Annotated in this window: 13 protein-coding genes and 4 pseudogenes; all 17 read right to left on the bottom strand. The window is 56.8% G+C overall.

The features are described 5' to 3' along the window. Nucleotide 1: 1 nt before the first annotated feature. The 17 genes and pseudogenes from PSEBG33_RS16250 to PSEBG33_RS16305 all read right to left on the bottom strand — a co-directional run bounded on the left by PSEBG33_RS16250 (nucleotide 2) and on the right by PSEBG33_RS16305 (nucleotide 16,919). Complete coding sequence (locus PSEBG33_RS16250; protein ID WP_005787190.1) at nucleotides 2–949, bottom strand: pirin family protein; 948 nt, start codon at nucleotides 947–949, stop codon at nucleotides 2–4. Beyond that, the gene (locus PSEBG33_RS16255; protein WP_005787188.1) at nucleotides 946–1,365 is read right to left on the bottom strand and encodes an OsmC family protein; all 420 of its coding nucleotides are present in this window, start codon (nucleotides 1,363–1,365) and stop codon (nucleotides 946–948) included. Before PSEBG33_RS16255 ends, PSEBG33_RS16250 begins: the two co-directional genes overlap by 4 nt. Before the next feature lie 95 nt (nucleotides 1,366–1,460). After that, nucleotides 1,461–1,844, bottom strand: a complete 384-nt coding sequence (locus tag PSEBG33_RS16260; protein ID WP_005787186.1) for a DoxX family protein — start codon at nucleotides 1,842–1,844, stop codon at nucleotides 1,461–1,463. Between the two features lie 806 nt (nucleotides 1,845–2,650). Next, nucleotides 2,651–3,277, bottom strand: coding sequence for an isochorismate family cysteine hydrolase YcaC (gene ycaC, locus PSEBG33_RS16265; protein WP_005787184.1), 627 nt, complete (start codon nucleotides 3,275–3,277; stop codon nucleotides 2,651–2,653). A 64-nt stretch (nucleotides 3,278–3,341) separates the two neighbouring features. After that, nucleotides 3,342–4,031, bottom strand: coding sequence for an isochorismatase family protein (locus PSEBG33_RS16270; protein ID WP_005787182.1), 690 nt, complete (start codon nucleotides 4,029–4,031; stop codon nucleotides 3,342–3,344). Nucleotides 4,032–4,960: 929 nt separating this feature from the next. Next, a pseudogene (locus tag PSEBG33_RS28635) lies at nucleotides 4,961–5,468 on the bottom strand (transposase); the annotation flags it as partial. Nucleotides 5,469–5,515: 47 nt separating this feature from the next. Continuing rightward, complete coding sequence (locus PSEBG33_RS16275; RefSeq protein ID WP_232289418.1) at nucleotides 5,516–6,445, bottom strand: catalase family peroxidase; 930 nt, start codon at nucleotides 6,443–6,445, stop codon at nucleotides 5,516–5,518. Between the two features lie 215 nt (nucleotides 6,446–6,660). After that, nucleotides 6,661–8,118 carry an aldehyde dehydrogenase family protein gene (locus PSEBG33_RS16280; RefSeq protein ID WP_005787176.1) on the bottom strand — a complete coding sequence of 486 codons (1,458 nt, stop codon included), beginning with the start codon at nucleotides 8,116–8,118 and terminating at the stop codon, nucleotides 6,661–6,663. A 17-nt stretch (nucleotides 8,119–8,135) separates the two neighbouring features. Further along, complete coding sequence (locus PSEBG33_RS16285) at nucleotides 8,136–9,776, bottom strand: GMC family oxidoreductase (protein WP_005787174.1); 1,641 nt, start codon at nucleotides 9,774–9,776, stop codon at nucleotides 8,136–8,138. Nucleotides 9,777–9,895: 119 nt separating this feature from the next. Continuing rightward, nucleotides 9,896–10,810 carry a LysR family transcriptional regulator gene (locus PSEBG33_RS16290; RefSeq protein ID WP_005787172.1) on the bottom strand — a complete coding sequence of 305 codons (915 nt, stop codon included), beginning with the start codon at nucleotides 10,808–10,810 and terminating at the stop codon, nucleotides 9,896–9,898. A 57-nt stretch (nucleotides 10,811–10,867) separates the two neighbouring features. Then, nucleotides 10,868–11,865 (bottom strand): annotated as a pseudogene (locus PSEBG33_RS27975) (IS30 family transposase). 297 nt (nucleotides 11,866–12,162) lie between these two features. Continuing rightward, nucleotides 12,163–13,549, bottom strand: a pseudogene (locus PSEBG33_RS27970) (IS4 family transposase). Between the two features lie 237 nt (nucleotides 13,550–13,786). Beyond that, nucleotides 13,787–14,749 carry a FecR family protein gene (locus PSEBG33_RS27225; RefSeq protein ID WP_032803441.1) on the bottom strand — a complete coding sequence of 321 codons (963 nt, stop codon included), beginning with the start codon at nucleotides 14,747–14,749 and terminating at the stop codon, nucleotides 13,787–13,789. Then, complete coding sequence (locus PSEBG33_RS28630; protein WP_269745281.1) at nucleotides 14,746–14,841, bottom strand: sigma factor-like helix-turn-helix DNA-binding protein; 96 nt, start codon at nucleotides 14,839–14,841, stop codon at nucleotides 14,746–14,748. The genes PSEBG33_RS27225 and PSEBG33_RS28630 overlap by 4 nt, the downstream gene beginning before the upstream one ends. 103 nt (nucleotides 14,842–14,944) lie before the next feature. Further along, a pseudogene (locus PSEBG33_RS29320) lies at nucleotides 14,945–15,487 on the bottom strand (TonB-dependent receptor domain-containing protein); the annotation flags it as partial. Further along, nucleotides 15,448–15,687, bottom strand: coding sequence for an IS66-like element accessory protein TnpA (tnpA, locus tag PSEBG33_RS28625; protein ID WP_005787162.1), 240 nt, complete (start codon nucleotides 15,685–15,687; stop codon nucleotides 15,448–15,450). The pseudogene PSEBG33_RS29320 and the gene tnpA, both read right to left, overlap by 40 nt. Before the next feature lie 278 nt (nucleotides 15,688–15,965). Next, the gene (locus PSEBG33_RS16305) at nucleotides 15,966–16,919 is read right to left on the bottom strand and encodes a LysR substrate-binding domain-containing protein (RefSeq protein ID WP_005787160.1); all 954 of its coding nucleotides are present in this window, start codon (nucleotides 16,917–16,919) and stop codon (nucleotides 15,966–15,968) included. Between the last annotated feature and the right edge of the window lie 16 nt (nucleotides 16,920–16,935).

Raw genomic sequence — 16,935 nt, 5'->3', positions numbered from 1 at the left:
CTCAAGGGCGCGGCCACACAAACTCAGGGGCAATCAGACGCTCGCCGTCAAACCCCTCGACATCGCCGAATCGTTGCAGGTCATGGCTGCTCCAGGCATGCAGGGCCTCGGCGATCTCGGCCTTGTCATGCGCCACGAAGTTCCACCATAGATGAATCTCCTCGGTAAACGGCACACCCCCCAGGAGCAACCCACGTGAGGCACCGAACGCTTGCAAGGTAACGTCATTCAGGCCACGCCCCAGATAGGCCAGTTCGTCGCTGACAAAGGTCTGCCCGTTGATACTGAAGGCGCCTTCCAAGGGCAGGATGCCGTACTCGAACTGCGGGTCCAGGCTCAACGTTGCAACCGCAGTATCGTCACATCGCAGGTCGATGCCCACCAATGGCGAATAGAATCGACCCGGTGCGGTTCGGCCGGCGAAACTTCCGGCCAGCAAAGTGGCCTGCAAGCCACCTTCGGACCAGGTCGGCAAATCGGGGTAGTGATCAAACGCCGGGGCGCAGTCCTTGTCGGCCTCGGGCAAGGCAATCCACAACTGTGCCGCGTGCAAATGGTGCTCCTGCGCCAGCGACTCTTCGGTGTGGGTAATGCCACGCCCGGCCGTCATCAAGTTGACCTGGCCTGGACGAACCACCTGTACGTTGCCCAGGCTGTCACGGTGCAAGACTTCACCTTTGATCATCCAGGTAAAGGTCTGCAAGCCGATGTGCGGGTGGGGGCCGACACGCAGCCCGGCGTGGCTTTCAAAGACCGCCGGGCCGGCGTGATCGAGAAAGCACCAGGCACCGATTGTACGTCGTTGCCTTGAAGGCATAAGCCGGTTAACCGGGATTCCGCCGCCGACCAGTGCGGTACGTGCAGCAATGCGTTGAATCTCATGGGCGCCCTTTTCCCTCGGGCAATCTGCCGAACTGGACAGCTGGCATTGGTGCTCTTGATTGCTCATGCATGCTCCTGCGTAGCCAATTGACTGTGGATGTCGACAGCCCCGTTTAACAGTGAGTGGATCGGACAAGCATTGGCGACTTGCAACAAGCGTAGTCGCTGCGTGTGCTCAAGTTCTCCATACAGTGTGATCGTGCGTACAATTTCGGTGCGAGTCGAGGCGATCTGTTGATCTTCCACAATGCTCAGCTCGACATGAATGCCGGCCAGCGGTATCGCCTTACGCTTGGCGAACATGGACACTGTGATCGCGGTACAGGCCCCCAGCGCAGACAGCAGTAGCTGATGAGGGTCGGGACCTGAGTTGACGCCGCCTAAACCGTGACTTACATCACTGAGCCAACGATGCACTTCATTGGTGAGTGTCACTTGGTAAGGAATATCGCCCAGCACGGCTTGGACAACGGACTCGCTCATAGAAGAACTTCCGAGCATGTTTGATATTATTTCGTTAAAAGGAGCCGGACGCACGATGTAAAGTGCGCCAGAACTTAAACAAATTATCTAAGTCATTAGTTCCTACTAAGTGAACTGTCCAAGCTGTACGCCCCACCGCCCCCGGCAAATACGTACAACAGACCACCACTGATGGTCAGGTTTTTCATAAAGTGTGTTATTTGGTTAGCATCGTCTGGATGGAGATGAAAAAGCACAGCCGCCACAACGGAAAAGGCACCGATGATCGCCGCTGCCATCTTGGTTTTAAAACCAAGCAATAGCGCTGGAGCGACGATCAACTCTACACCAAGGGCAATAAAATAGGCTAGTGAAGCGAATGGCAATCCAGCACTATTAATATAATCTATCGCTGCTCCATAGTTCATCAATTTACCCAGACCACTCCAAATAAAAAGCAAACTAATTAGGACTCGCCCAGCGAGCATTATAATATTCATGGTTAAATCACTCCTATGAGTACAGGCCCGACTAGCCTCAACGATCATTTAAGCTGAGTGAGGCATCGGATAAGTTAAACATCCAAAAAAGACAGAAGTATTTATAGGGGCACGGCCGTCAGCGGGTCCCTTCGCTAAGCACGAGAAGTTACCACTCCTAACTCGGTAAAGAGCTTCGACACATCACCTGCTGTTTCGTCTCGAGACCAACTCCGTTGCAATTCTCTGATATCGGCCACTACGGTCAGTGGTCAGACAACAAATTGTGCCATGCGCTGCACGCTACGCTCATGACCCTCCACGCCCCCACCCGCCATATCGATTACGATCTATTTTCGTAACCGTTCGCTAGTCTACTCAATACTGAAAAGCTCAAGCAGGCTTGCGCCACAACCCCGCAATCACCACCTTGCCGGATTTCTTCACCCAATTGCGCACCTGAGAATCATCCCAAGAGTTCAAGCTGATACGATCGACAGGTCGCTGCTTGGTAAATACTGTCTCCAGCCCTTGGAATACTTTTTGCTACTTAGCATAAGTTATGGTAACAGAGTCGGGACATTAAGAATCTTTGCCTCTTGTCCAACGTTAACAAGGTAGTGTTGGTGACTACCGCTTCCGCTGAATGGGAACGAACCGCCAGCAGTTGGAGGTATTGGTGATCAATCAACAGCACGGCACGGCACGGTTGTCTGCGTCAACAACGGGTCGTTGGATTGAACCTTGTGCCTTGCCATCTGAACGCTCGCTCTCCAAGACTAAAGCGGAGAAGACTGCCGATACCCGCACAGCCCCCGCATTTTGGCTTACTTGCCTTCAGTCAACACGTTATAGCTGGTGAACAGGTTGCGATAGTCCGGAATATGGCTGGAGAACAAAGCGCCCAAACCTTCGATATCGTTGCGCCAGTCGCGATGCAGCTCGCAGGCCAGGCCAAACCAGGTCATCAGTTGCGCGCCATTGGCCGACATACGAGCCCAGGCCGATTGCTGGGTCAGTTCGTTGAACGTGCCAGAAGCGTCGGTCACAACAAACACTTCATAGCCCTCGGCCAAGGCCGACAGCGCCGGGAATGCCACGCAGACTTCGGTCACGACGCCGGCAATGATCAGTTGCTTCTTGCCGGTGGCCTTGATGGCCTTGACGAAGTCTTCGTTGTCCCAGGCATTGATCTGGCCAGGACGGGCGATGTACGGGGCATCCGGGAACAGCGCCTTGAGCTCTGGAACCAACGGGCCGTTAGGGCCGGTTTCGAAGCTGGTGGTGAGGATGGTCGGCAGCTTGAAGTACTTGGCCAGATCAGCCAGGGCCATCACGTTGTTCTTGAATTTGTCCGGGTCGATGTCGCGGACCAGGGACAGCAGGCCAGCCTGATGGTCGACCAACAGCACGGCGGCGTTGTTTTTGTCCAAGCGAACGTAGGGTGTAGACATGATCAAACTCCTGATAAATAAAGGTGTCGCCCGAAATGGGCGCACCGCAAAGGACCAGCCGCTTTTACTTGCGCTGTGAGTCTAGTTCTTCGTGGTTGTTTGCCACTTCCTGGGCCTTGATGTAGCTCTCGATCAGCAGTTGGTAGTGCGGCATGGCCTGGGTGTAGACATTTGCCCACTCCTGGGCATCTGGACGGTTCCAGGAGCCTTGCAGCTCCGACAGCGTGCCCATGATGTCAATCGGCACCACGCCGGCTTGAGCCAGGCGTGCGACAGTCAGGTCGGTCGCCAGCTTGGAGTGGTTGCCCGAAGCGTCGACCACGGCGAACACTTTGTAGCCTTCATGCACCGCCGCGATGGACGGGAACGCCAGGCACACGCTGGTCAGTGTGCCGGCAATCACCAGGGTCTTCTTGCCGGTGGCTTTGACGGCGGCGTGGAACTCAGGGTTATCCCAGGCGTTGATTTCGCCGCGGCGGGCGACGTACTTGGCGTGCGGGGCTGCTTCGTGGATTTCCGGAATCAGCGGGCCGTTGGGGCCTTGGGGCACCGAAGCAGTGGTGATGACCGGGATTTTCAACAGGGTCGCGGCCTTGGCCAACGCGATGGCGTTGGCGCGCAACTGAGGAACATCAATGTCCTTGACGATCTGGAACAGACCACTCTGGTGGTCGATCAGCAACATGGCGGTGTCGGCGGGATCAATCGTCGGCTTTTGGCCATTAAAGTTTGCAGCGTTACCTGATGCGCTCATTTGCATTTCCTCTTGCGTGGATGTACCTCCCTGGTGTTATTGCCTGCCAAGTATCCGGCAGGCTCTGCACGTCCTGTGCAGATACGAATGGGGAATAAGTCAAGGGTGCCGTGATCTGCCATCGCCCCCTTCCATTAGACGGGCTATTTTCTTGGGCTCGCAGAAAGGGATTCGGCTTTTTTCCCTGTAGGTCGCTGAACGTGACGTCGAAATTTACACAATATCCGAAGGTAGACCCTCAAAGATCTTTAACTGTCAAGGCCTCATTGATTTTGTAGCTAGTGGCCACCTGCTTCGAACCCAGCATTTTCTGCATGTTGAGATCAGCGCCAACCGATGACGCCACCTTGTCGAGTGCTGACAGATGCTCAGATTCTAGTCGCTCCTTCACATACGCCAAGTCCGCGACAGTGGCCTTGGATTGTGAAAGCCCCGCTTTAACATGCTCATCGGAGTATCTTCTCCAAGAACTATTCCCTACCTCATTAATGACATAAAGTCTAAACCGGTGATCTTGGTACGCTAACACTATCACCGCCCTATAAGAGGCCGTCGTTGCGGCATAGTTCACACTTTTTCTGGTCGCGGCTGTAATGCCCAAAAACCAACAAAGTGAAGGGCGACACACGCTGTGGGTCGTCAACACGCTGGCTGCATAAACGGTTAGCGAGGCAGACTCAAGGGGGTTTGGGCCAGAGACAGAATCCGTTGCGCTCTCAGTAAAATTTTATGTGGCTGCGCGGCTTGTAGAAGAAGGCAAACCGCCGATCGTCTTTAGGGATGGTCTCAAATAGCCCTATATTTTCCAGCTATCGAGCCGTCAGCACTTTTTAAAAAACGACCCACGTCGAAATTTGGCCCGCTCTCTTCATTTTTTAGCCATTCCGGCCGCTACAAGGCGCAGCGCTTTTCGGCCGCCATTTTCTGCATTACACGCGCACCTCTCCTGCGTGCGCCAACAAATATCGGCGTGCCATCCACAGGTTTGACAGGGCAAACAATGTCACCATCTGTGCAGTATCCTTGACCAAGCCTCGAAAGCCTACTCTTTCATAATCAAACTGGCGCTTGATCACCCGAAACGGGTGCTCGACCTTGGCGCGAACCTGGGCCTTGGTCTTCTCGATCTTGCGTATCGCTTTGTACAGGGAGCTACGTTTTCCATGATTTTTGTAAGTACTGCGCCACGCTGTGCACCAGGCCTGACCCGTCGTCGACACCGATATGGGCTTTGGCGCCTAAGATAGTATTGGTTGCCTTTCTTGGTCAGATGCATCTCAGGATCGCGTTTTCCGTCCTTTTTCTTGGTCGAACTGGGCGCATGAATCAGTGTGGCATCGACGATAGTGCCTTGACGCAACGATAAGCCGCGCCCCCCCAGAAACCATTGATTACACCAAGAATCCTGTTCGCCAGTGAATTCCACGCCAAAGTCTTGATATCCGGATCATCAGAAGATCCTCGTCATCATCCAAGCCACTTCATCAATGTTGCTGCCTGCGGATCAGAGCACGTTGGTAAATTCCCTCTCGTGCGCCAACCATTGGGTCGGAACTGGGTGTGATACCTAATGGCAAGCGCCCCGGGTTGAAATCCAGGCGCTGTTGGGTCGCGATCTGCTCTTCGAACGGGATCAGTCGATCTAGCCTCAGTTGGCCCAGTTCGACCTTTGGATTGCTTTCAGGCCAGGGGATGGAGCCATCGCTGACCACGTCGGTCGGCTGCGCCAGCTGCAGCATCAAGCGCAAGGTCACAGTTGCCCGACCCAAACGGTGAGCGAGCTCATGTTGTAGGTAATCCGCCGGCTGTGCCGCCTGGCTCTCATTCAAGGTCGCTTCGATCTGTAGCGGCTCAATGCGATAACGCCCCGCCCGTAACACACCGTCAGGACCCTTGAACAGCAGCGCATTAACCCCAAAATACGTGCTGCTGAGGTAGCTACGTGGTGCCGGTTTCGGGTTGTCGAGAAAAGCTTTTGCCCGAGAATGTCCGGCCAAAAACGTCTGCAACGGCGCCGGATTGGGCGGCGTAGCGGCGTTCGCGGCGATACCTTGCAGAAAACTCAGGAACTCCTCGGGGGTGGCTACCGGAAAACCATTGAAGGAATGTGCGACGATGTCCGTGGCTTGATCATCCGGTAAGGCAAAGCGAATCGCCAGTCCATGGGGGCTGGCCATCGGGTCGCCGTCAGGGGTGGCGGGCAACCCGCTGAAATTGGAGAACCTCAGCAGCACTGAAACCGGTTGGCCTTGCAGATGAGGCGCGATGCTCAGTCGCCCGGCAGCCGCGCTGGCCACAAAGGTGCCGCTGACCAGCACACCTTTGGCGTGGGTCACGCGAAACCCCGGATGGTTGCCAAACGTGGCGTATAGGGCGTCGAGCAAGGCGTCGTACAGGGAGTTAGGGTTTATCACGGTGTTGGCTTCGGGCTCAGGGGTTAAACGGCTGGCGACGGCGATCGGGCCTGACAGTAGTCCGATCAGCGCCAGGACACGCCATCGGCCTGCAAGTCTCACGACTCAGGCCCGTACGACCAGGATGAAATACTCAACAGGGTTGGCACAGCGCTCATATACAGGGACAGCTCCTAAAAAGGCCCGTGCACAGCAGGTGCACGGGCAAAAACACGTCAGCTCAAGCGCAGTCCCGGGTTGAGGGCGATATGTTTGTACTCCACAAAGTCATCCATGGCCGCGACGCCATTCAGGCGTCCCTGGCCGGACTGCTTGAACCCACCTTCCTCGAACTCGTCGTAGACTACCGCCCAGTCGTTGACCCACACGGTACCAGCTTCCAGCTCCCGGCCGACACGCAAGGCGCGGTCCAGGTCACGGGTCCAGACACTGGCTGCCAGGCCGTACTCACTGTCGTTCGCCAACTCGATAGCCTGGGCTTCGCTATCAAACACTTGCAGTGTCAGCACCGGGCCAAAGGTCTCCTCCTGGACGATGGGCATTTTCGGGTCCGTGACCTGCAGCAACGTCGGACGGTAAAAAGCGCCGGCTGCCAACGGCCCCTGGTTCACTGGGCCGCCCCGCACAATGACCTGTGCACCCGCGCTGATCGCCTCCTCTACCAACCGGTTGACCCGCTGTACGTTAGCCTTATCAATCAATGGCCCCATCTCACTGAGCGGGTCCGCTGCGGGACCGACTCGTACCGCCGCGAGTCTAACAACCAGTCTTTTTGTCAGTTCCAAGGCTATCTCGCGTTGCACTAACAGCCGTGAACCGGTCATGCAGAACTGCCCGGCGAACACCGTTAGCGCTTTCTCCAGAGTCGGCACCACGGCATCTATATCGGCGTCGGAAAACACCACCATCGCGGTCTTGCCTCCCAGCTCCAGGCCAAACCGCTTGAGGTGTTGCGCACCTGCCGCCGAGATGGCGCGACCGGTAGCGGTGCTGCCGGTGAAACTGATCACCGGCACCTGGGAAGACTCCACCAAGTGTTTGGAGCCAGCGGCGCCCAGTTCGCTGAACAGGTTGACCACGCCTCGAGGTAGCGATACGGATTCAGACAAAATGCGCGCCACCAGGCTATTCGTCTGGGCGGTCTGCCCCGGCATTTTGATCACAGCGGTGCAACCTGCCGCCAATGCGGGGGCCAGAGAGCGAATCATCAGCACGACGGGCGAGTTCCACGGCACGATAATCCCCACAACGCCGACGGCCTGGCGCAGTACCAGAGAGATTTTCCCCATAGCAGGCTCAGCCGCACGGCCATATTCGGTACGGGCCAGGCCTGCGTAATAACGCAACTTACCAGGCACCATGCTGACCTCAAACTCAGCTTCAGGTTTGATCTTGCCGTTCTCCAGGGCCAGGGTGTCGATCAGTTCCTCCGAGTGGCGCTCAAAGGCGTCTGCCAGCTCCAGCAGGACCTGCGCCCGCAAACTGCGATCGTCCTTCCACGATGTCTCGCTAAAAGCCCGGTGCGCGGCACTGATTCCCTGCTCCGCTTCCTTCAGCCCGCCCTCGGCGTAGCGGCCAATACGCTGGCCGGTGGCCGGGTCGATAGAATCCTTGTAGTCGCCGGAGTCCAGCCACAGGCCGTCAATCCAGCTCAAAACCGGTGTCGGGTTCATTGGGTACATTCCTTGGGTCAGGCGTAGCGGCGGGCAATTTTTTCGGCGGTGGCAATCACGGTCAGGTTGGTGGCCACGGACGGCACGTCAGGAAATATCGACGCATCCACCACGCGCAGGCCTTGCAGGCCCAGAACCTTGGCTTCGAGGTCGACCACTGCGTGCGGGTCGCCTGGCCGGCCCATCGGCGCGGTGGAGGCGGGGTGGTGATAGGTATCGAGACTCGCGCGAGCACTGGCCAGCAGGGCTTCGTCGGAATCATTGCCCTGGCCCGGGTTGAGCTCGGAGGCGATCAGGCCGTTCAGGGGGGCCGTCGCGCCAATTTTGCGGGCCATACGAATCCCCTCCAACAGACGCTGGCGGTCGCCGGCCTCAGCCAGAAAGTTAAGGTCGATCTTCGGTGCCACGAACGGGTCACCACTGGCCAGCGACACCGTGCCTCGGGACAGTGGCCGGGTGAGTGCCACGGCGAGCACAAAGCCGACGTTGGTTGGGCTCTGGTCGTGGGGAAACAGGTGGGTGGCGGTGATATGCAAGTCCAACTCACCGGTTTTGGCGTGACTGCTGTGGGTCCAGACTTTGGCGCCAATGGCCGGGGACTGGCCGCCAATCAACTCGGGCTTGGCGGCGTAGGCGTTGTAGTAGAACGGGTGGTCCACCAAATGCTTGCCCACCGGAAGATCGGCCACCACGGGAATCTCCAGGGCCCGCAAGTCATCACCCGGGCCAACGCCGGAACGCAGAAGAATCGCGGCGCTGCCATAGCTGCCGGCCGAGAGGATGACTTCACCGGCGAGGAGTTTTTCGCCATTGGCCAGTTGCACACCGATGGCGCGTTTGCCGTCGAACAACACCTTGTCCACCAGGCTATCGGGACGAATATGCAGGTTGTTGCGGGCACGCACTTCATCGGTGAGGTAAGCCATACCGGTGTTGACCCGTACGCCGTTGACGATGTTCATCGGGTACGGGCCGACACCATTGGCATCCGCGCCGTCAAAGTCGCCGATCACCTTGAAGCCATTGCTCACGCTGGCGTCGATAAAGGCCCGCTGCATGGGGGTGACGTCGGCGCGATCCAACTGGTGCACCGGCAGCGGCCCGTCATGGCCGTGCAAAGCGCTGGCACCGCCGCTGTGGGTTTCCAGTTTCTTGAACGAGGGCAACATGTCTTCGTAGCTCCAGCCCGGCAGGTCCCAGCGCTTGAAGTCTTCGGGCCGTGCGCGAATCGCTACGGCACCGTTGATGGCTGAACTGCCCCCCAGCACCTTGCCGCGCAACGCACCAATGGGATGATCGATGTAACCGGGTTGGGTCTTGTAGCCCCATTCGAATTCAGGGTTGCCATTGGCACCGACGATATCGCTCTTGGCGAGAATCTCGGGGTACTGACGCGGACCGTAGCTGTGACCGGCCTCCAGCAGCAGCACCTGGCGCTTGCTGTTCTCGCTCAAGCGCCGGGCCAGGACCGCGCCGGCCGAACCGCCGCCGACGATGAGCACATCTACCGCCACGCCTGCACCTGGGGTTTTGCCGGTTTTGCCGGAAGGTTCCAGCGCCTGTGCCAGGCCGCTGCCTGCCGCCAGCGTCGCGGCCACCACCACGGTGCCCGCCATCACCGCGCGCCGTGCTGGACTCTCGAGGGTGTTGTTGTTCATGCCCATTCTCCCGATCAGACGCCAGGTTGGATTCGTCTATTGGGAATGAGCCTAAAACAGTGGTATGACTCGAATAAGCCGGTAAAAAACGAATCGACGTTTCGCTTTTTACGAACGCCTCAAGGCTGTGCGAGCAGTTGCTCCCACACCGGCGGGCTGCCGATCTGTTCGCTCAAGAAGTTGGCCAAGGCTTCCAGCTTGGCTGAGCCGCGATGAGACTGGCGATACACCATCGAAATAGTGCCACCGCGGGGCGCAAACTCAGGCAGCACTTCCATCAGTTCGCCAGTCACTATCGCTTCAGTCGCCAGGAACGCCGGCAAAATCGCCAGCCCCATACCGGCCTTGGCCGCTTCCATCAATTGATGGCCATTGTTAGTGCGCATCCGGCAGCGTACGCGGAACGATCCCAAAACATCATCCACCGGCAGCGTCCACATGCCATGGGGTTCGCGGTGCACATACAACAAGCCAAAGTGGTTCGCCAGTTCTGCCGGCATTTGCGGTGTGCCGTGGACCGCAAGATAAGCAGGACTGGCACAGATCACATGGCGGTTGGCCGCAATGGTCTTGGCTACCAGAGAGGAATCGGGTAATTGCCCGATGCGGATAGCCGCATCGAAGTTTTCTTCGTGCAGATTGACGTAACGGTCGTCGAACTCCACATCCAGCCGCAACTGTGGGTAGCGCACGGCAAAGGCCGCCAGGATCGGTGTCAGGTAACGAATGCTGAACGCCATCGGCGCCGACAGCCGCAAGTTGCCGCGCAGGCTCGACTGGAACGCGAGCACCGCGTCTTCAGCGTCGTCGACATCCGCCAGGATGCGCACGCAATGGCTGTAGAACACCTGACCTGGCTCGGTCAGGCGCACCTGGCGTCCGCGCTCGAGCAGAATGCTGCCCAAGCGTTTCTCCAACTGCTGGAGCCGTTGACTGACCACCGACTTGGCCGTACCCATGCGCCGCGCGGCTTCGGAAATACTGCCGGTGTCGACCACTGCAACGAAGCAGTGCATTTCAGAAAGTTTGTTCAACGTGGAATCACTTACATTAAGGAAAATGGGCGGTTGCAGGAACTGAGTGCAACACGGTTATTGAATTAAAGCGGGCGCAGCATGATGCATGCCCATCACCTCTGTAATCATTTCAATCGGACATTTGTAACCGAAACGTTTTCGGGGACGAATATTCATTTGATACGAAATAGCATCCAACACTTCCTGACTATGTACCGACAAGTCCGTGCCCTTGGGCAGGTATTGGCGAATCAAGCCATTAATATTCTCATTACTGCCGCGCTGCCAAGGGCTATGCGGGTCACAAAAATAAATCGCCACCCCGGTGTTTGCGTGATTTCAGCATGTTTTGCCATTTCGCGGCCTTGGTCATACGTCATGCTTTTACGCACCGCCAGCGGCATGCTGTTCAGTGCAGCACTGAAGCCTTGAACAGCAGAAGTCGCCGTAGCATCGTTCATTTTTACCAACATCAAATAGCCGCTCGTACGTTCCACAAGAGTACCGACAGACGACCCATTATCCAGGTCGCCTTCCCAGTGGCCGGGCATCAAACGGTCTTCGATTTCCGGAGGGCGCACGTGAATACTGACCATCTCCGGGATTTGTCCACGACGATCAACCCCATCAGAACGTGGCCTACGGGTACTTTTCCCCTGGCGAAGGCACTGGATCAGTTCTTTGCGCAACTCCCCGACAGGCAACGCATAGATGGCGCTGTAGATCGTTTCGCGGCAGACGTAGGCTTCTTCAAAATTGATTTTCATAAGGCGCAGCTTGCCCGCGATTTGCTCGGGAGAAAAGCGTTCTCGAAGCAAGTGGATAACCAGCTCAAAGCGCTCATTACCCATGATCAGTTTCTTGAGCGGTCGACAGACTATACGCCGACCACGAGTAAACGCTTGAGCCTCGTGGGCCGAATAACCGGCAATGAGCCGATTTCGACGAAGCTCACGACTGATCGTGGACGGGCTACGGCCCAGCATCCGGGCTATTTCGCGCTGGCTAAGTTTCTTGTATTGCCCAACTTGAATGGTCGCGCGTTCTTCAATGCTGAGTTCTGTATAGGACATGGTGGCACCTTACCGGAGGGTGAGGTGTTGCACTCAGTTTTTGCGGCCGCCCTTATATTAAGTAAGGGCGTTTTTACGTTCACTGGCGTAAACGTATGACAAACGATGATGTAATGGCAAGGATTCGTATGAGTGATTATATCTGCAAAATCACGCCCTAATAAAAACGATGAAATCAGCCAACACCGCCGCCATACTCTCGGAACTAATTCAGAAAATCATAGATGTAGCGGCTCGTGCTTGAAGAAATACACGCATGCGTATTTAAAGTATAAAATCGTCAAACTCGAATGGCACTTACTTAACCCTCTTCGGGTGTCCATTTCTCCTCACCTCGGCCCTTGCCGCCGAGCGCGTCTGCATCAGCATCAGGTAAGGCTTGGGCCTTCGTTTTATGACACGAGGCTCAATCCGTCCTGGCCGGTTTCCGACACGTTTGCTGGCGATCAACTTGAGTAAATCCTGCACCCTATCGTCTTGTTTGTCGGAGCTGTACTGCCGCATCGCAAGGATTAATTGAAGGCTATGTTTAAAGCTAAGCTCGCGTGGCAAGCAATCAGCTAATAGCGCTGACTTGGCCATGATCATCCGAATCAAATTGTGCGCCAGCAGATACACCCATAACTCTTTTACAGCCATGCCAGGCGTCTTACAGCTCAACGTTTCAAGTCCCAGCGTTGTCTTGATATTGCGCAGATCCAGCTCAACATGCCAACGGTCTTTGTACAGTGATTTGAGCCCAGCTTTGGGTACCTGCTGCGGGCAGTTCAAGGTGGTCACTAGAACTTTTCCGCCGGTTTTCAGCTCACGTACTGTCAGTGTTTCAGGCGCATCGTCGTAATAAGTTTGGCTCATCCACGAAGGTCGATTCCTAGGTTTTGTCAGCTCAACCAAATGATCTTCCGGCCCCAGCGATTGCCCTAGCCGAAAGTCGATACTGCGCCGCCTGGCGCCATATTGTTCGAACACGCCATCGATCCCACGACGTTGCAGTTCGCACAGCAAAAAGTACGTTGCGTAGTAGGCATCGCCCAACACAATGTCGCCTCGATTCAGAGTGTCGAGCATCGTCCTGAGTAGCGTCTGTTCATCGCCCCCTTTGCCTCGAAAGCGTCCCAGCGAAGCATCTAAAACAGCACCGCTGGCCAGGCAAATGATTCCTACCAAACGGCAGATGGGGAACCCCCAGCCCTGCTTTCTGACCACGCGATTGCGGATAGGCAGCTTGGTTGGCCGCAGTGTCTGGCAGGGCCACCGTGGTGCCATCTACGAGGCGCACCGGGCGCCCCATCCAGCGCCAGGATGGTGACGCGTTGTTACTCATTGATGATCCCGTGGAGCGCAACAATGTTGAAACCATCTCTACCGGTAATCGCGCCCGCGCTTTGCAATAAGCGCCGGTGTACACGCTGCTGGGGCTTAGCCCATCGCAGCAACGCTTGATCGAAAAATCATTCACGGCCTTCTGACAGGAACGGTCGGCATTCATGGCTTGAGCCAGAAACATCGACAGTGTTTCAGTTGGCGGGAACAAGCGTTGACGATGCTTGGGCATCACTGACTCGACACGCTGTAGCAGCGCCGGATCGGCTAGCAGTTTAAAGAACGCATGGGCATTGCTGTTTTTGGCGTGCTGCTGAATGCGCTGCTGTTGATGCCTGACGATTTGACGTCTACGATTCACGCGGGCTGTCCTTGTTCTAGTGGTGTGTGTTCGCAACTATCACCGTAGACCAAGGACGGCCTTTTTCATTTTTTTTGTAGTTATATCAGCTGGTTAGCCGTTAAGTAAGTGCCATTCTCGTCAAACTCCTTTATGACTCCATTGGGGGCGCGACTGCACTTGCCTAATGACTGATCTCTTACAAGGTTTTCCATAACCTCATAAAATCCGTCATGATCAACATAGAAAAAACCACGATCAAGGGTGTAAGGAAATAATACTGATCCAGTAATCACTGTAACGGACAACCTCAACCGGCAAACTCTGTTCCAGCATATCTAGTGAAATCGTTATATCGTCTAATGGAAACAGGCCATTGACACGAATCTTTTTGATCCTGTCGTCGAGCATAATCAAACCGGGCAGGTAAGGTCTGAACACATCGGTGACCCAACTCAAAGGCTTGTCGTTCACTTCAAGCCACCCACTGGCCCAGGAGCCTTCGCCCGGTTGCAGCGGTGCCCGTGACAGCACGCCATGGGCATCGAACAGCAGGGAATGGGCGCCGGGCACCGCCACGTTCTCGCCATTGGGTAAACGCAGGAACGCCACGCCTTGCAAGGTCAGCAGACGAATACCTACCCCCTCTTCTCCCACCTGCAGCCGCCCCGCCTGGCTGTGCACGACCCCGACCGCCGTCGCGATCTCGAAAGACGAAACAGTGTTCTCGGCGATGTCCAGCAGCAGCGTGCCCTTTCGCAAGACCAACGCCCGCTGCTGGTCGAAAAAGCGCGGCAATACGCGGCTGCGGGCGTTGAGTTCCAGGCGGCTGCCGTCGTCGAGCTGCCAGTGTCGCCGCTCGCCGGTACCGGTCGCCCACTCACCAGGCAGCCCCGTGCCCGATTGCAACCAGCGTCCGAATAGCCCGGCGCCCAGGGCAACCCCGAGCATACCGAGGCTATTGCCGATAAATCGCCTTCGACTGGAAGGCTGCTTCAGGGCACGCAATAAAGGCGTGCTGGTACGCCCGCGCCAGGGAGAGGCTTGAACGGCCGCCAGCCCTTTGAGCAACTGATCGAATACCTGGGCATGGCGTGGCGATTGCCCGCGCCACCGCTCCAGGGCGCGTTGCTGCTGGCTGTCAAACGCGCCGGACTGAATCTGCGCCATCCATTCAATCGCCTCTTCCAGCAACGGGTCGTCGCGCTCGTCCGTGCTCATTCGGCCAGCCCCCGGTAGCAGCAGCGCAACGCCTCTTTCATCAACTGATGAATGCGCGCCTGAGACAACCCCACACGTTCACTGATCTGCAGGTAGGTCAGGAAACGCCGGCCTGGCGTTCAAACACCGTGTCACCGGCGACGGCACAAGCGCGCACGCCGCCGCGCAATTCAATGGACATCGTGTTCACCTCCCCTAGAAGCTGTAGACCGCGTTCACGTAATAGAAAGCCCCGTTGAAGCTGATCTGCGAGGCATAGGTGTCGTAGTGGTTGAACCCTAGGTAAGCGCTTTCAGCGGGCAGTTTGTCGGGCTTGACGTCGAACACGTTGTTTACCCCCACGGCCAGCGACAGTTGGCGAGTCGCGGCGTAGCGCAACTCGATGTCGGTGAGGTACTTGGGGGAGTTCTCGAAATGGTTGAACTCGGTGGTGGAGTACGCATTCGGCCCGGTGTAATAGTCCAGCTCAGAGATGGTTTTGCTGTAGCGCGTCTCGCGTACGGTCAGGCCCCATTTATCGCGACTCCAACTGGCTTCCAGGGACACCTGGCTACGGGGTGTGGAACTGGTGATCCAGGCCTGTTGCTGATCGTTGAGCAGCGGCCGGCCGTCGCTGCCGATGTGGTTTTTCGGCAGCTTGGTACGGTTGAAGTTGGCGCCCAGGCGCCAGTCGATCTGGCCCCAGCCGTCGAGCCGGGTCAGGTAAGTGGCCGTGATGTCGACACCGCGGGTGGCCGTTTAGGTGCGACTTTCAGCGGCACAAAGGCCGGCAGTGAGGTCGTTGCAATCGGGGTTCGATAGAGCGGTATCCATTTGCGGATGACGTTGGCATTGATGCCGTGGCTGATGGCAACACAGGACACGGTTGCGCCAGGTTGCAGGCACTCCTGAACGACCTGGGCTTTGAACGGTTTTGGATAAGAGCTTCGTTGGCGCATGGAAATCCTGGCGATAAGGGTGATCGCGTCCGCTTAAAATACGCGGACACCATCGCCCTTAAAGCTGGAGTTCGGAAGGTGAGTTCGCCGGACGCTTACCGCCGAACGCCTTTCGAATACAGGATGTATATGAGGCACCGAGCTAGCGATGGTATGGCTAGGCATTACCGACGGCGACACAGCAGAATGCTGGCTCAGAGAACACTTACAGCCGCATGTGAGTGGCGTTCGCGAGATGGGCGCAGGAGCATGCCAAGGAGCGCTATCTGCGTCGCCCATTATTCTGGAAGAAGAAGCGGATTGCCCGCGCTCGGAAGAACCCTGGCAGCGCCAGCTTCGCGCAAACACTCCAGCAGGTCGGCCAAGCTGAAATGTATATCGACGTCGTCGCGCCAGCACATCCCGAGCGAACCAGTGGCATCCAGTGGGAAACCAGTATCTACAATCAGGCCGCGCTCAGAGAAATGTTCTGCAACGCGTTCAGAGGCGATGGATAACAGGTCGCTGTATTGGAGCATCCAGAGGTTTCCAATGAGTGAGGACGACTCGATCCTGTAACTGGGAGGCTTCCGACCCGCTGCGGTAATCGCAGCATCCAGCCGTGCTCTGATAGGCGTCCCCCTTGGCCAGACTATCCATTCGTATTGATAGAGCGCTTCCCAATTGATCTCGTCGTAACGTGTCAGCGGGTGGCCAGGCCTGCAGATCACACGCATGGATTCGGAGTAGAGCATTTCCGTACACAGAGAAGCTCGCGGCTCGTAGTTGTCCAACCGCCCTACAACGAGATCAAGCGCACCTTGCTCCAAGCGTTCAAGCAGATGATTCATCGTACCTTCCTGGAGTTCTACGTTCGCTCTCGGATGCCTCTGAAGAAAACGGATTATCGCATCGGGAACCAGGTTTGGTGCGGATGCAGGAGAGGTACCGATGGAGACCTTGAATGAGCTGCCCTGGCTGATAGCCGCCAAACTCTCCTGAGCGCGTTTCATCTCCGAGAGTACGCGTTGCGCATGAATAGTCAGCATGCGGCCCTGCTCAGTCAGACGAAGTCCTCTCGCATGTCGTTCAAAAAGCGCGGTGCCGATGCCATCTTCTAGCTCCTTCAGCCACTTGGACAATGCCGGCTGCGTTGTAAAACAAACGCGGGCGGTCTCGCTGATGGTGCCGGTCTCGGCGAGTTTCAGCAAAAGCTCCATGTGCTGCACCCGCAGACGTCGCGTCCAATCCATACCGCACCTTACCTAT

The organism is Pseudomonas synxantha BG33R (assembly GCF_000263715.2).
Taxonomy (GTDB): domain Bacteria; phylum Pseudomonadota; class Gammaproteobacteria; order Pseudomonadales; family Pseudomonadaceae; genus Aquipseudomonas; species Aquipseudomonas synxantha_A.
Note: the sequence above shows the minus strand (reverse complement) of the source record. Positions and strands in the feature narration are given on the sequence as shown.

Excerpts from the sequence above, each read along its gene's own strand:
- PSEBG33_RS16250 (WP_005787190.1), bottom strand. The coding sequence starts at position 949 with ATGAGCAATCAAGAGCACCAATGCCAGCTGTCCAGTTCGGCAGATTGC.
- PSEBG33_RS16260 (WP_005787186.1), bottom strand. The coding sequence starts at position 1,844 with ATGAATATTATAATGCTCGCTGGGCGAGTCCTAATTAGTTTGCTTTTT.
- PSEBG33_RS16285 (WP_005787174.1), bottom strand. The coding sequence starts at position 9,776 with ATGAACAACAACACCCTCGAGAGTCCAGCACGGCGCGCGGTGATGGCG.
- PSEBG33_RS27225 (WP_032803441.1), bottom strand. The coding sequence starts at position 14,749 with ATGAGCACGGACGAGCGCGACGACCCGTTGCTGGAAGAGGCGATTGAA.
- PSEBG33_RS16305 (WP_005787160.1), bottom strand. The coding sequence starts at position 16,919 with ATGGATTGGACGCGACGTCTGCGGGTGCAGCACATGGAGCTTTTGCTG.
- tnpA (WP_005787162.1), bottom strand. The coding sequence starts at position 15,687 with ATGCGCCAACGAAGCTCTTATCCAAAACCGTTCAAAGCCCAGGTCGTT.
- ycaC (WP_005787184.1), bottom strand. The coding sequence starts at position 3,277 with ATGTCTACACCCTACGTTCGCTTGGACAAAAACAACGCCGCCGTGCTG.
- PSEBG33_RS16280 (WP_005787176.1), bottom strand. The coding sequence starts at position 8,118 with ATGAACCCGACACCGGTTTTGAGCTGGATTGACGGCCTGTGGCTGGAC.
- PSEBG33_RS16255 (WP_005787188.1), bottom strand. The coding sequence starts at position 1,365 with ATGAGCGAGTCCGTTGTCCAAGCCGTGCTGGGCGATATTCCTTACCAA.
- PSEBG33_RS16270 (WP_005787182.1), bottom strand. The coding sequence starts at position 4,031 with ATGAGCGCATCAGGTAACGCTGCAAACTTTAATGGCCAAAAGCCGACG.